The sequence below is a fragment of the Pseudomonas cerasi genome (assembly GCF_900074915.1).
GTDB lineage: Bacteria > Pseudomonadota > Gammaproteobacteria > Pseudomonadales > Pseudomonadaceae > Aquipseudomonas > Aquipseudomonas cerasi.
The window spans coordinates 4,508,643-4,522,897 of the sequence record NZ_LT222319.1 but is presented as its reverse complement, the minus strand read 5'-3'; the positions used below and the strand labels follow the sequence as shown (position 1 = coordinate 4,522,897).

Here is a 14,255-nt window from a genome sequence, read left to right as displayed (position 1 = left end):
TTCATGAGCCCAGTGGTTTACAGCCAGCAGAAGAATAAGCTGTGTTGCGAGGAGGGACAGGGGCAATGAGCCTCAGGAAGGTACCGAACCATCTCGGTTTGTTGTCTGGAATGTATTACGGACTGATCGCAAGGGCACGATGTTTCTACCCACTGTGCCGTATTATTCAGGGAGTAAGTTACCGGGTTATATTGGCAACAGACTGACGCGTCTATTTGAGCCGATCGCAATTTCAGGTTCAGTCAGTTACTCAGCAAAAACCCGGCTTGCGCCGGGTTTTTATTGTCTTGCAGATCAAAGCTTACTGCACTTCCACTGCCAGACTGTCGCTGATCTTCTTCTGCCAGATCTGCGGGCCGGTGATGTGAACGGATTCACCGTTGCTGTCCACCGCAACGGTAACCGGCATGTCCTTGACCTCGAACTCGTAGATCGCCTCCATGCCCAGTTCGGCGAACGCCACGACTCGGGATTTCTTGATCGCCTGAGCCACCAGATAGGCAGCACCACCAACGGCCATCAGGTACACGGCCTTGTGGTCACGGATCGCTTCGATGGCGGTCGGGCCGCGTTCGGATTTGCCGATCATGCCCAGCAGGCCGGTCTGGTCGAGGATCTGACGGGTGAACTTGTCCATCCGGGTGGCCGTGGTCGGGCCTGCCGGGCCAACGACTTCTTCGCGTACCGGATCAACCGGGCCGACGTAGTAGATGAAGCGACCCTTGAGGTCCACCGGCAGGGTTTCGCCCCTGTTGAGCATTTCGACCATGCGCTTGTGCGCGGCGTCGCGGCCGGTGAGCATCTTGCCATTGAGCAATACGGTTTCGCCCGGTTTCCAGCTCTGCACTTCTTCCGGGGTCAGGGTATCGAGGTCGACGCGGCGGGCCGATGGGCCGGCTTCCCAGACGATTTCCGGGTAGGCGTCCAGCGATGGAGCCTCCAGCGAAGCAGGGCCGCTGCCATCGAGTACGAAGTGCGCGTGGCGGGTGGCGGCGCAGTTGGGGATCATGCACACCGGCAGCGACGCAGCATGGGTCGGGTAATCCATGATCTTGACGTCGAGCACGGTGGTCAGACCGCCCAGGCCCTGAGCGCCAATGCCCAGCTGGTTAACCTTCTCGAACAGCTCCAGACGCATCTCTTCGATACGATTCTGCGGACCGCGAGCCTTCAGCTCATGAATGTCGATGGACTCCATCAACACTTCCTTGGCCATGACCGCAGCCTTTTCTGCGGTGCCGCCGATACCGATACCGAGCATGCCCGGCGGGCACCAGCCAGCGCCCATGGTCGGAACGGTTTTCAGAACCCAGTCGACGATCGAGTCGGAAGGGTTGAGCATCGCCATCTTCGATTTGTTTTCCGAGCCGCCACCTTTCGCCGCGACGTCCACTTCCACGGTGTTGCCCGGGACGATGGAGTAATGAATGACGGCCGGGGTGTTGTCCTTGGTGTTTTTGCGAGCGCCTGCCGGATCGGCAAGGATCGAGGCACGCAGCACGTTCTCAGGCAGGTTGTAAGCGCGACGCACGCCTTCGTTGATCATGTCGTCCAGGCCCATGGTGGCGCCATCCCAGCGAACATCCATCCCCACGCGCACAAAAACCGTGACGATGCCGGTGTCCTGGCAGATCGGGCGGTGACCGGTCGCGCACATGCGCGAGTTGATCAGGATCTGGGCGATGGAGTCACGAGCGGCAGGCGACTCTTCACGCAGATACGCCTCGTGCATGGCCTGGATGAAGTCTACGGGGTGGTAATAGGAAATGAACTGCAGTGCGTCTGCAACGCTCTGAATCAGGTCGTCTTGCTTGATCACGGTCATGCGGCGCGCTCCTCTGTAAGGACGGGAACATTCAATTACGCTATCGGCGGCAGTCTGGAACTGCGGCTTGAACCAGAGCTGTCAGGTTGGCCGTAGCGGGCGCAAAAAGGCGCGGCAGTATAACCCGCCCGACAGGCCAGTCTGTACAACCGCCGTTATTTTCTGCACAGGCCGTTTTGATGCCTCAATTGCATGTGGGTGAGCTTAACTGGTCGGTGGCGTCGGCCAGCAATCTGCTCGACGCCCTGAACCATGCCGGTATTCCGGTCCCTTATAGTTGCCGTGCCGGCAGTTGCCACGCGTGTCTGGTGCGCGTCGTAAAGGGCGAGCCTGAAGACGCGTTGCCCGACGCGCTGCCTGCCGAAAAGCGCCAGCAGGGTTGGCGGCTCGCCTGTCAGTGCCGAGTGGCAGGAGATCTGGCTGTCGAGGTGTTTGACCCGCAGCGCGATGGCCTGCCTGCGACAGTAGCAGGCTGCGACTGGCTCTCTGCGTCGGTGCTGCGCCTGCGTCTGGAGCCTGCGCGGCCACTGCGCTATAGCGCCGGGCAGCATCAGGTGTTGTGGACTGATAGCGGTGTTGCGCGACCATACTCGCTGGCGAGCCTTCCCGGTGAGGATGCGTTTCTGGAGTTTCATATCGACTGCCTGCAGCCCGGGGCCTTCCGTGACGTTGCCCGCCAGTTGCAGGTGGGTGACGCCCTGAGGCTCGGCGAGTTGCGTGGCGGGGCGCTGCGTTACGACCCGGACTGGCAGGAAAAACCCTTATTGCTGCTGGCCGCCGGCACCGGGCTTGGCCCTTTATGGGGTGTGTTGCGCGAGGCGCTGCGCCAGGACCATCAGGGCGCCATACGTGTGATTCATCTGGCCCGCGACAGCCAGGAGCATTATCTGGCCGATGAACTGCACGCCCTGGCTGAACGTTATCCCCAGCTGCATGTTCAGCTGGTTACTCCGCAGACGCTACAAACAACCCTGGCTGAACTGCGCCTGTTGTCGCGGCACGCAATGGCGCTGGTGTGCGGCAGTGCTGACAGCGTCGAGATGTTTGCCAAACGGCTGTATCTGGCCGGGCTGCCGCGTAATCAGTTGCTGGCGGATGTGTTTGTGGCGCGCGAATAAATAAAAGGCACGTTGGTTAAAGCTCTCGTTCCATCTGCTCCCACGCCCTACGGGCAGAAGCCTGAAAGCCCAACTTCCCGGGCTGACACAATGCAAAAAGGCCCCGACTCTTGCGAGACGGGGCCTTTGGCTTGCAGTGTGCTGCGATCAGACCAACGGGTCGCCGACGTGCAGAATCTTCATGCCGTTGGTGCCGCCGATGGTGTGGTAGCTGTCGCCCTTGGTGAGGATGACCCAGTCACCTTGCTCGACCAGACCACGCTTGAGCAGTTCATCGACTGCGGCCTGGCTGACCTGACCTGGCGGCAGGGCTGCCGGGTCGAATGGCACGGTGTAGACACCACGGAACATCGCTGCACGCGCCTGAGTGCCACGGTGCGGGGAGAACGCGTAGATCGGCACCGAAGAGCGGATGCGCGACATGATCAGCGGGGTATAGCCGCTTTCGGTCAGTGCGATGATCGCCTTTACACCCGGGAAGTGGTTGGCGGTGTACATGGCCGCCAGCGCGATGCTTTCATCACAACGGGTGAAGGAGTGACCGATACGGTGGCTGGAAGTCTTGCCGGTCGGGTGCTTTTCAGCGCCGATGCAGATACGGGCCATGGCCTGAACCGCTTCGATCGGATAGGAACCAGCAGCACTTTCGGCCGACAGCATCACGGCGTCGGTGTAGTCGAGCACGGCGTTGGCCACGTCGGACACTTCGGCACGCGTCGGCATCGGGCTTGAGATCATCGACTCCATCATCTGCGTGGCGACGATCACCGCCTTGTTGTGGCGACGAGCGTGCAGGATGATGCGTTTCTGTACGCCGACCAGTTCGGCATCACCGATTTCAACGCCCAGGTCACCACGAGCGACCATGACCGCATCACTGGCGCGGATCAGCTCATCGAGCACTTCGTCGTTGGCAACGGCCTCGGCACGTTCGATCTTGGCCACCAGCCAGGCCGTACCACCGGATTCGTCGCGCAGCTGGCGAGCGTATTCCATGTCGGCGGCATCGCGCGGGAAGGAAACGGCCAGGTAATCCAGGTCCATCTCGGCAGCGAGCTTGATGTCCTGCTTGTCTTTTTCGGTCAGTGCCGGCGCCGTCAGGCCACCGCCACGACGGTTGATACCCTTGTGGTCGGACAGCGGGCCACCGATCAGCACGGTGCAGTGCAGTTCGTCGGCGGTCTGGGTGTCGACGCGCATGACCACGCGACCATCGTCGAGCAGCAACTCGTCGCCTACGCCGCAATCCTTGACCAGATCCGGGTAGTCGATACCCACGATCTGCTGATTGCCACTGGTCAGCGGATGAGCGGTAGAGAAGGTGAACTTGTCACCGACCTTCAGCTCTATTCGCTTGTCGGTGAACTTTGCAATACGGATCTTCGGACCCTGCAGGTCGCCCAGCAGAGCGACGAAGCGCCCGTGTCTGGCGGCGATTTCGCGGATCAGCCTGGCGCGAGCCTTGTGCTCGTCCGGAGTACCGTGAGAGAAGTTCAGACGAGCAACGTCGAGACCCGAAAGGATCAGTTGTTCGATGACTTCCGGCGAATTGCTGGCAGGGCCAAGTGTGGCGACGATTTTGGTGCGGCGAACGGTCATGCACAAACTCCTTAATTGAAGCGCAGCGAGAGGCTACTCCTGTCTGGGTCTTTAGTCATTGTTCCTTTGCACTACCGTGTCAGGGTCAGGGAGGGCAATCGGCTGACAACCGGCGCTCTATTGGCCTGAAGAAACAGGCCATGACGCCGATACAGGGCAGAGAACAGGAGAGTCCCATGCGTATTGTAACGATTGTTGTATTACTGACTGCGCTCAGCGGTTGCACCCGCTGGGCGATGAATTCCAACCTTGATCACGCCTACCGTGCCTATCAGGAAGGTGATTGTGATCGGGTGATGCTCGATCTCTCCAAGGTCGAACGCCAGAGCCGCTCACGCCGTTATGTCCAGCCGGAAGTGTCGATGTTGCGCGGCCAGTGCCTGGAACGGCAGAAATTGTACGTCGATGCAGCGCAGACTTATCAATTTCTGATGGCCCAGTATCCAGAGAGCGAATACGCCTTCCGTGCACGCGCCAGACTCGACACGCTGGCACAAACGGGTCTTTATCCCAAGGCTCAGCCGGCCAGAACCATACCTGTACCTGTTCGAAACGCTCCTGTATCGAAATAATTACCCTCGTTTGAATGGAAGGCGCTGTGTTCGGGTGGCTTTCGAATAATTCTGAGCTAGGCTGAGGTCACACATTGGACGAGCTGCAGGGCACCGGGTCGAGGCTGTTTCCTGGATCGCTTCTGTAGTGCAGCGCAGTTGAAGTCCGCAACGAATACACGGTGTTGCCTGGGCGCAACACCCGACTCGGAAGGCAGCCTGCCATGTATAAAGAGCGGAAAATCGAACGCCATCAACTGCAGGATTATCTGCAGGTTTTCAATCGCCATACTGGCAAGCTGATGGGCTGTCTGGGGAATGTGTCCGGTGAGGGGCTGATGCTTATCAGCAGCCTGCCGATCCTGGTGGGCGCCAGGTTCGATCTGTGTCTGAAACTGCCGAATGGCAATGTCGGACAGCCCATCGATGTGAGCGCCAGGTGCCTCTGGTGTCATGAAGACGAGACACCTGGCAGTTATGACTCCGGTTTTGAATTGTGCCAGGTCTCGACAGAGTATCTGGAGTTCGTGCAGCTGTTGCGACAGTACTTCTGTTTTTACCCTTCCTATGAAGCCTCTGCCTGAGGCTGCTGCCTGACGGGCAGGACGTCGTTCATAACGCCCCTGCCTTTTTCCAGCTCATGTAACGGTTGACCAGCTGTGGCCCCAGTTCTCCTGGTCGCGCATCCATGATCACGATGCCTTGCGCACTTAAACGGTCGTGCAGCGAAGTACGGGCGTTGAGAAAGTCGATTGTCCCGCAATAACTCAGCGCTTCATCGTACGTGTGTACCGGTGACTGACGCAGGCCGTCGAGCACTTCTTCGCGCAGACTGGCGATCAGTACCCGATGCTGTTTGCCAAGCTGTCTGGCGGTGGCCAGCAGCTCCTCATCGTCTTCATCGCGCAAGTTGGTCATCAACACCACCAGTGAGCGTCTCTTATGACGAACCATCAGCTGGCGCACAGCGGCGCTGTAGTCAGCGGGGCGCCGGGTGGTCTGCAGGTCATAGACCGAGTTGAGCACTCGATTCAACTGCCCGGGCCCCTTCACCGGCGCCAGATAACGATCCTGCTCGCCGGCAAAGGTCGCAATACCGACAGAATCACCCTGACGCAGCGCGACATAACTCAATAGCAGGCAGGCGTTGAGCGCATGATCGAAGTGAGACAGTTCGCCGTCCTGACTGCGCATCCGACGTCCGCAATCCAGCATGAAAACGATCTGCTGATCCCGCTCGTCCTGATACTCCCGTGCAATGGGCGCTCGCTGGCGGGCGGTAGCTTTCCAGTCGATCTGGCGCATGCTGTCGCCCTCGCGAAACTCACGCAACTGGTTGAACTCCATGCCCAGCCCGCGACGTTGCAGCTGGCGCACACCCAGTTGGCTCAGCCAGTTATCCACCGCCACCAATTGCCCGCCGCAGAAGCGGGCGAAATCCGGATAGACCCGCGTGGTGCCGGGCACTGCCAGGTAGCGTCGTACTGTCCACAGGCGCAAAGGCCCTGGCAGGCTGATTTCGCACCGTTCAAACGTGAAATGACCCCGGCTTGAGGGGCGCAGGCGATAGCCGATGCTGCCTTTTCCGCGTGCGGCCAGTGTGAGGGACTGAGGCAGGTTTTCGTGTTCCAGCCCGTGCGGCACATGATCGAATAGCCGCACGGTAACGGGTCGGCCACCGTCGTGTTGCATGTCGAGTCGGGCTTCGTTCCAGCGGTCCAGCGCCAGACTGCCCGCCAGCTCGCGCTGCACGCGTGGCGAGGGGCTTCTGAGCAGCCAGATTGCATCCAGCAGGCTCACGGCAACGAGGGCCAGCAATGCTCCCCAGTAAAGGTCATCGATTTTTGTCGGATACTCGATGCTCAGCGCACGAAGCGTGCCGAGCAGCAAGGCCACGCCCATCAGTCCGCCGAGCCAGCGCAGCAGCGTTATCGACGGCTTGAGGACCTGTGTCACAGGCGCGGGGCCGAGACCTGATCGAGGATCTGCCTGAGCACCTGATCCACCGACAGCCCTTCGATGTCCAGCTCCGGCGACAGCCTGACCCGGTGTCGCAGCACCGCCAGTGCACAGCCCTTGATATCGTCCGGGGTCACGAACTCGCCGCCACGCAATACGGCTCGGGCCCGCCCGCCACGCACCAGCGCAATCGAAGCGCGGGGGCCAGCGCCCTGACTCAGACCCGGCCAGGTGCGCGTGCTGCGTGCCAGCCGCACGGCGTAGTCCAGCACCTGCTCATCAATCGGCAGCTCGCTGGCAATACGTTGCAACGCCTGAACCTCGCGGGCCTGCATGATGACCCTGAGCGGTCGCACGTCCAGCATGTCAGCCCGGGACGAGCGGGTGACCTGACGCACCATGTTCAGCTCTTCCTGCGCTTCGGGATAATCCATGCGCAGTTTGAGCATGAAACGATCCAGTTCGGCTTCAGGCAGTGGATACGTGCCTTCCTGTTCGATGGGGTTCTGGGTCGCCAGCACCATGAACGGCTGCGGGATCGGCAGGGCGCGCCCTTCAAGGGTGACTTGCCGCTCCTGCATCGCTTCGAGCAATGCGGCCTGGGTCTTGGCCGGTGCCCTGTTGATTTCGTCGGCCAGCAGCAGGTTGGTGAACAGCGGCCCCTTGCGCAGCTTGAACTGCTCGGTCTGCATGTCGTACACCGCATGGCCGGTGACATCGCTGGGCATCAGGTCCGGCGTAAACTGGATGCGCGCGAATTCGCAGCCGATACAACTGGCCAGAGCCCGAACCAGCAGCGTCTTGCCAAGCCCCGGAACACCTTCCAGCAGTACATGTCCGCCGCCGATCAGCGCGGTCAACACGTCGTCGATAACCGCATTTTGTCCGATCACGGCCTTTTGCAGCTCGTTGCGCAACGCCTGGGCCAGCTGGCTGGCGCGTTGACGCTGTTGCAACTGGGTGCTTGCCGCAACGGTCGGGCTGACAGGCTCGATGGAGGGCTCGATAAATGGCTCGGTGCTTACCGATGGGTCGGGCGTTTGCTCGCTCATGCGTTCCGGCGTCCTGTTGACGGTTGCCTGTGTTTATCGTCGGTAAATCAGGCGCTAAGCTGATTTGGCTTTTTTCAAGTTTCTCAGTGTGCTGAAAAGAGGGGGGAGCGGTCTACCACTCCGTGTGAAATCGCGCTTGTACCCGGATTATTTCCGAGCGCGACGATTGCCTCCGCTGCGCATTGTCATCCCGCCTCGAACCAGCCTTTGAGCCGATCACGAAAGCTCTGTATCAACGGTTCCCTCGATCTGCCCCTGCGCAACGCCAGAGAAAACGGTGCCTGATAGCCGAACGTCGTCGGCAGCAATACCTTCAAGCGTTTCTGATCCGCCCAGAATTGCGCGTAATGCTCGGGCAGGTAGCCGATATACGCCCCCGACAGCACCAGAATCAGCTGGGCCTCCATCGACTCCACCGTAGCGGCGCTATGTTTGAACCCATGCCGCGCCAGTTCTGCCTGGCTCCAGTAGCCGCGTCCGACCATACGCTGCCGGGTGATTACTTCTGCCGGAATGCGGCGCTGGTCGAACAGTTCATGGCGATCGCTGCAATACAGCCAGTGTTGTTCGCGATAGAGAGCCTGATACATCAGGCCGCTCATACGAACCGAGAAGGCACCGATGGCCAGGTCCAGGCGATTTTCCTGTACGCCCAGTTGCAACTGCGCCGGGCTGAGAACACTCAGGTGCAAGTGCACGGCAGGGTGCTCCTTGCTGTAGGCGCCGATAACGTCCGCGAGCGGCAGGGCCGGGTCGCTGACAGTGGAGTCGAGAACGCCGAGGTTGAGGGTGCCGCGCAGTTCACCCTTGAGGGCAGCGCTGTAGCGTTCGAAGCCCTCCAGTTCAGCGAGCAGCCGCAGGGTTTCCTGGTGGAACAATTCGCCTTTGCTGGTCAGACTGAACCCACCGCGGCCCCGATGGCAGAGAACCAGACCAAGCTGGCTTTCGAGTTGGCTCATGTAGGTGCTGATTGCAGACGTGGAGAGGTTGAGCTCCTGCTGCGCGGCGGCGAAGCCCTGATGGCGCACAACGCTGGCGAAGATGCGCAGCAATTTGATGTCAGGCAGGACAGAGGACATTGGCGTCTCCAATGGCAGGCGCAGCGTGGCTCGGGTATTTCCGGTTCAGGCCGGCTGGCGTGTATCGCTATGTTCAGGCAGTGGGTATGTAACGTTCTTGCCGTGGGCTGAGCCCCTTCACGCAGGTGCAAAGCCGGCGGGAGTGTGGAGAGGATCAGGGGCAGAGTGTATCCATGGATAGTTTAGAAATCTCTGAACTGATTTTTTGTCTGCAGCGATTCTTCCGGCTGCCAGGCGTCACCAGAATGGCCTCACATTAATGACAACACGGTGAGGCACTCCAGTGGACACGACTTTCCACCAGCCCCTGAGCGGCAACGAGATGCCTCGTTTTGGCGGTATCGCCACCATGCTGCGTTTGCCGCATGTGCAGAGCGCTGAAGAGCTCGACCGGCTGAACGCCGCGTTTGTCGGCATTCCGCTGGACATCGGCACCTCGCTGCGTTCCGGCACTCGTTTCGGGCCACGTCAGATCCGCGCCGAGTCGGTGATGATTCGTCCTTACAACATGGCCACGGGGGCCGCGCCGTTCGATTCGCTGAACGTGGCAGACATCGGTGACGTGCCGATCAATACCTTCAACCTGCTGGACGCAGTACGCATTATCGAGCAGGAGTACGACCGGATTCTGGGCCACGACATCGTGCCGCTGACGCTGGGCGGCGATCACACGCTGACGCTGCCGATCCTGCGCGCCATCCACAAGAAGCATGGCAAGGTCGGGCTGGTGCATATCGATGCGCATGCCGACGTCAACGATCACATGTTTGGCGAAAAGATCGCCCACGGCACCACATTCCGCCGTGCGCAGGAAGAGGGCCTGCTGGACAGCAACCGTGTTGTGCAGATCGGTCTGCGTGCGCAGGGTTATACCGCTGAGGATTTCAACTGGAGCCGTAAACAGGGCTTCCGCGTCGTGCAGGCCGAAGAGTGCTGGCACAAGTCATTGACACCGCTGATGGCAGAAGTGCGCGAGAAGGTCGGCGGCGGTCCTGTGTATATGTCATTCGACATTGACGGTATCGACCCGGCCTGGGCGCCAGGCACCGGGACACCGGAGGTCGGCGGGCTGACCACGATTCAGGCGCTGGAAATCATTCGCGGTTGTCAGGGGCTGGACTTGATTGGTTGCGATCTGGTCGAGGTGTCGCCGCCGTACGACACCACCGGCAACACCTCGCTGCTGGGTGCCAATCTGCTCTACGAGATGCTCTGTGTGCTGCCTGGTGTGATACGCCGGTGATTCGCGAAGCCGGGTTGATCCGTACGGCTGAGGAACGTCGTTGCAGGCGTGCGAGACGATTGTGTTCGGCTACGACAGCGGGCAATGGCTGGCCTGGCACGCACGCACGCTTGTCGGTGGTGACATCGGTTTAAGGATGGTTTGTTCGCAACAATAACAATGAGCACGACACACGTTTCATTCGCGGGAGCGAATGTGGTTCGCGAACCGGTGGGCAAGACTCACGCACCGGTGTAGTCGCGTGCTGACGTTGGAAGTGTGCCGGAAGTCGATTGAATGGAAACCCCCCGTCCGTGGTTAACGGGCGGCTATAAAGGGTCAGCGTGCCTGCGCTGGCCTTACAACAACCGTGACAGGCGCTGGAGCAACACATGAGCCATTCGACGCGTATCGAAACCTTTGGTGTGGAACAGATACCCGACACCCAACGCGATGCTTCCCCTATCGATCTGTTTCGTCTGATCTTAGGCGGTGCCAATACCTTTGCCACGGCGGTGCTGGGCAGTTTTCCGGTGTTATTCGGGCTGTCGTTCCAGGCCGGCGTCTGGGCGATCGTTCTGGGCGTGACAATGGGCGCGTTGATCCTCGCGCCGATGGGCCTGTTCGGTGCGATCAATGGCACAAACAACGCGGTATCTTCCGGCGCGCATTTTGGTGTGCACGGGCGCATCATCGGTTCGTTTCTGTCACTGCTGACCGCAGTGGCCTTCTTTTCCCTTTCGGTCTGGAGCTCTGGCGATGCGCTGGTCGGCGGCGCTCAGCGGCTGGTCGGCCTGCCGGAAAACAATACCAGCCTGGGGCTGGCCTACGGGCTGTTCGCAGTGCTGGTGCTGATCGTATGCATCTTCGGCTTTCGCTTCATGCTGTGGATCAACAAGGTCGCGGTCTGGGCATCCAGCCTGCTGTTTCTGTCGGGCATCCTGGCCTTTGCAGGGCCGTTCGATCCGGGCTATGCCGGCAGCGTCAATCTGCTGCAACCGGGCTTCTGGGCGGCCTTCACCGGGTCGGCCTTGCTGGCGATGAGCAACCCTGTTTCGTTCGGCGCCTTTCTCGGCGACTGGTCGCGCTACATCCCGCGCGACACCTCCAGATCGCACATCATGCTGGCAGTGCTCGCGGCTCAAGCCTGCACGCTGATCCCTTTTCTGTTTGGCCTGTGCACCGCGACGCTGGTCGCGACTCAGGCGCCGCATTACATCGAGTCCAACAACTATGTCGGTGGCTTACTGGCGATTTCACCCGGCTGGTTCTTTTTACCGGTGTGCCTGATTGCGGTGATCGGAGGGCTGTCTACCGGCACCACGGCGTTGTATGGCACCGGACTGGACATGTCGAGCATGTTCCCGCGTCTACTCAACCGAGCCGCAGCCACGCTGTTGATCGGTGTGGCGGCGATTGCCTTTATTTTCATAGGTCGCTTCACCTTTAATCTGGTGCAGAGCGTGTCGACCTTCGCAGTGCTGATCATTACCTGCACCAGCCCATGGATGGTGGTGATGATCCTCGGCCTGATCAGTCGTCGCGGTTTTTACCACGCCGATGACTTGCAGGTGTTCACCCGTGGCCAGCGTGGCGGGCGTTACTGGTTTCACCACGGCTGGAACTGGCGCGGGCTGGGCGCGTGGATTCCGAGTGCGGTGGTGGGCCTGTGCTTTGTCAATCTGCCTGGCCAGTTTGTCGGGCCGCTGGGCGAACTGGCCGCAGGCATCGACATCAGTCTGCCGATCACTCTGGGACTGGCGGCGCTGCTGTACCTGACCTTGCTGCGCTCGTTTCCGGAGCCAGTGTCAGTGTATGGCCCCAAGGGGGCGCACCCTATGCTGGGGCGCAAGGCCATCAGCAGCGCCACCCCGTCAGCCACCGCCCATTCGTGATCCGCGCTGTGCCACTGCGGGCACAGGCGGCGAGGTTTGCCCATGAAACTGGAACTCTTTCGTACACTGTGGGGCTATCGCGGCACTTGGCAGCAGGCGCTGCTTGAGGCGCGTGAAGCGGGCTTCGAGGGCTTCGAGGCGCGCATCCCCGAGCAGACAGCCGAGCGTGCAGCGTTCGCGGCGTTCCTGAGGGATAACTGCGTGCCGTACATCGCCACTCTATTCACCTCCAGCCAAGTGCTGCCGGTGCAGGCGGCGACGCCTGCCGAGCATCTGGTGGATTTCGCCGGCAAGCTGCAACAGGCTGCCGAACTGGCGCCGCGGTTTGTCAATGTGCTGGCCGGCAACGACCGCTGGCCGCTGGCTCAGCAAGTGGATTTCTTTGGCGAAGCGCTGGAAATCGCCCGGCGCAGCGGCCTGACCTGCAGCTTCGAGACGCACCGCGCGCGTTCACTGTTCAACCCATGGCTGACCCTGCAATTGATCGAGCAGGTGCCGGATCTGCGTTTCACCAGTGATATCAGCCATTGGGTGGTGACCTGTGAGCGCTTGCTCGATGACCCGGCCGACGATCTCAGCGCTTTCGTCGAGCGTGTGCATCACATTCAGGCCCGGGTCGGTTATGACCAAGGGCCGCAAGTGCCGCACCCGGCCGCGCCGGAATACGCCGCCGCGCTGGCATTCCATCAGCAGCACTGGGCAGCGATCTGGCGCTCGCAGCGCGCCCGTGGCTTTGCCGGCACCACGCTGACGCAGGAGTTCGGGCCTGATGGCTACCTGCATCATTTACCGTTCACCAATGTGCCAGTAGCCGATCTGTGGGGCCTTAACGCCTGGATGGGCCGTACCGAGCGTGAACACTTTTCTGCGCTTTTCAACCGTCCGGGGAGCCTGCTGCCATGAGTCAACCTTCTGCTTTCACCCACGTTCCGCTGGTCGATATCCACGGCCTGTTCAGCGAACGTCTGGACGATCGCCAGGCAGTGGCCAAGGCTCTCGGCGAAGCGGCCCGGCGTGTGGGCTTTGTGTATATCACCGGTCACGGTATCGCGCCTGAACTGATCGAGAATCTGCACCGCGCTGCCGAGCAGTATTTCGCCCAGCCGCTGGACGCCAAGATGCGACATTACATCGGCGCTTCGCAGAGCCACAAAGGCTTCGTTCCCGAGGGCGAGGAAGTGTACGGGACTGGCAAGCCGGACCATAAAGAGGCGTTCGACATCGGCTTTGAAGTGCCCGCCGACAACCCATTGGTACTCGCCGGCACACCGCTGCTGGGGCCAAACGACTGGCCGGCCTTGCCGGGCTTTCGGGCGGCGGTGCAGGCCTACTATCAGGCGGTATTCGCCCTGGGGCATCAGTTGTTCCGCGGTTTTGCTCTGGCGCTTGACCTGGACGAGCATGCCTTCGATGACATGGCCCGCTTTCCACCTTCCAAGCTGCGCCTGATCCACTACCCGTTCGATGGCGATGCCCAGGACGCGCCAGGCATTGGCGCGCACACCGACTATGAGTGTTTCACCATTCTTCAGGCCGATCAGCCGGGTCTGGAGGTCATGAACGAGCGGGGTGAGTGGATCGATGCGCCGCCGGTGGAAGGGGCCTTTGTGGTCAATATCGGCGACATGCTGGAGGTAATGACCGCGGGTGCATTTGTCGCCACGGCGCACCGCGTGCGCAAGATCCAGCGAGAGCGTTATTCGTTCCCGCTTTTCTATGCCTGCGACTACCACACCCTGATCAAACCCCTGCCGCAGTTCGCGTACGGCGAGCAGAACTACGCGCCTGTCGCCATTGGCGAGCACATGTGGGCTCAGGCTTTGCAGACCTACCAATACCTTCGCCAGCGTGTTGCCGATGGGCAGCTTGCCCTGCCTCAGCACGCCAGAAAGCCTTCAAGCTTCGGGCACCTGAAAAACCAGAGCGTGACTTAGTGATCTGCCTTTTCCCTCAAT

Annotated in this window: 12 protein-coding genes; 7 read left to right on the top strand and 5 right to left on the bottom strand. The window is 60.7% G+C overall.

Going from position 1 to position 14,255, the window contains the following annotated elements; all coding sequences use genetic code 11:
• Positions 1-301 precede the first annotated feature (301 nt).
• Positions 302-1,825: a fumarate hydratase gene (locus PCPL58_RS22420; protein ID WP_003363897.1), complete on the bottom strand. Its 1,524-nt coding sequence runs from the start codon at positions 1,823-1,825 to the stop codon at positions 302-304.
• A gap of 179 nt (positions 1,826-2,004) precedes the next feature.
• On the opposite strand from PCPL58_RS22420, the gene PCPL58_RS22415 reads away from it, so the two are divergent.
• A complete protein-coding gene (locus PCPL58_RS22415; RefSeq protein WP_065350482.1) occupies positions 2,005-2,943 on the top strand; it encodes an iron-sulfur-binding ferredoxin reductase in 939 nt (312 codons plus the stop codon).
• A gap of 147 nt (positions 2,944-3,090) precedes the next feature.
• Here the strand turns inward: PCPL58_RS22415 and pyk are convergent, their stop codons facing one another.
• Entirely contained in the window at positions 3,091-4,542 is a 1,452-nt protein-coding gene (pyk, locus tag PCPL58_RS22410) for a pyruvate kinase (RefSeq protein ID WP_003363893.1), read from the bottom strand.
• 176 nt (positions 4,543-4,718) lie between these two features.
• On the opposite strand from pyk, the gene PCPL58_RS22405 reads away from it, so the two are divergent.
• Together PCPL58_RS22405 and PCPL58_RS22400 are read left to right on the top strand one after the other, a co-directional pair.
• The gene (locus PCPL58_RS22405) at positions 4,719-5,114 is read left to right on the top strand and encodes a tetratricopeptide repeat protein (RefSeq protein ID WP_003363891.1); all 396 of its coding nucleotides are present in this window, start codon (positions 4,719-4,721) and stop codon (positions 5,112-5,114) included.
• 203 nt (positions 5,115-5,317) lie between these two features.
• Positions 5,318-5,677 (top strand): PilZ domain-containing protein, encoded by a 360-nt coding sequence (locus PCPL58_RS22400; RefSeq protein WP_065350481.1) that lies wholly within the window; start codon positions 5,318-5,320, stop codon positions 5,675-5,677.
• Between the two features lie 28 nt (positions 5,678-5,705).
• Here PCPL58_RS22400 and PCPL58_RS22395 read toward each other — a convergent pair whose 3' ends face one another.
• From PCPL58_RS22395 to PCPL58_RS22385, 3 genes are all read right to left on the bottom strand, one after another.
• Positions 5,706-7,049, bottom strand: a complete 1,344-nt coding sequence (locus PCPL58_RS22395) for a DUF58 domain-containing protein (protein ID WP_065350480.1) — start codon at positions 7,047-7,049, stop codon at positions 5,706-5,708.
• On the bottom strand, positions 7,046-8,104 hold the full coding sequence (locus PCPL58_RS22390) for an AAA family ATPase (RefSeq protein ID WP_054082069.1): 1,059 nt from the start codon (positions 8,102-8,104) through the stop codon (positions 7,046-7,048). The genes PCPL58_RS22395 and PCPL58_RS22390 overlap by 4 nt, the downstream gene beginning before the upstream one ends.
• 185 nt (positions 8,105-8,289) lie before the next feature.
• Positions 8,290-9,183, bottom strand: a complete 894-nt coding sequence (locus tag PCPL58_RS22385; protein ID WP_003363886.1) for a LysR family transcriptional regulator — start codon at positions 9,181-9,183, stop codon at positions 8,290-8,292.
• 283 nt (positions 9,184-9,466) lie between these two features.
• On the opposite strand from PCPL58_RS22385, the gene speB reads away from it, so the two are divergent.
• The 4 genes from speB to PCPL58_RS22365 all read left to right on the top strand — a co-directional run bounded on the left by speB (position 9,467) and on the right by PCPL58_RS22365 (position 14,234).
• Positions 9,467-10,426, top strand: coding sequence for an agmatinase (gene speB / locus PCPL58_RS22380; RefSeq protein ID WP_065350479.1), 960 nt, complete (start codon positions 9,467-9,469; stop codon positions 10,424-10,426).
• Between the two features lie 371 nt (positions 10,427-10,797).
• A complete protein-coding gene (locus PCPL58_RS22375) occupies positions 10,798-12,300 on the top strand; it encodes a purine-cytosine permease family protein (protein ID WP_065350478.1) in 1,503 nt (500 codons plus the stop codon).
• Positions 12,301-12,342: 42 nt separating this feature from the next.
• Positions 12,343-13,203 carry a sugar phosphate isomerase/epimerase family protein gene (locus tag PCPL58_RS22370; RefSeq protein WP_065350477.1) on the top strand — a complete coding sequence of 287 codons (861 nt, stop codon included), beginning with the start codon at positions 12,343-12,345 and terminating at the stop codon, positions 13,201-13,203.
• Complete coding sequence (locus tag PCPL58_RS22365; RefSeq protein ID WP_065350476.1) at positions 13,200-14,234, top strand: isopenicillin N synthase family dioxygenase; 1,035 nt, start codon at positions 13,200-13,202, stop codon at positions 14,232-14,234. Before PCPL58_RS22370 ends, PCPL58_RS22365 begins: the two co-directional genes overlap by 4 nt.
• Positions 14,235-14,255: the final 21 nt, after the last annotated feature.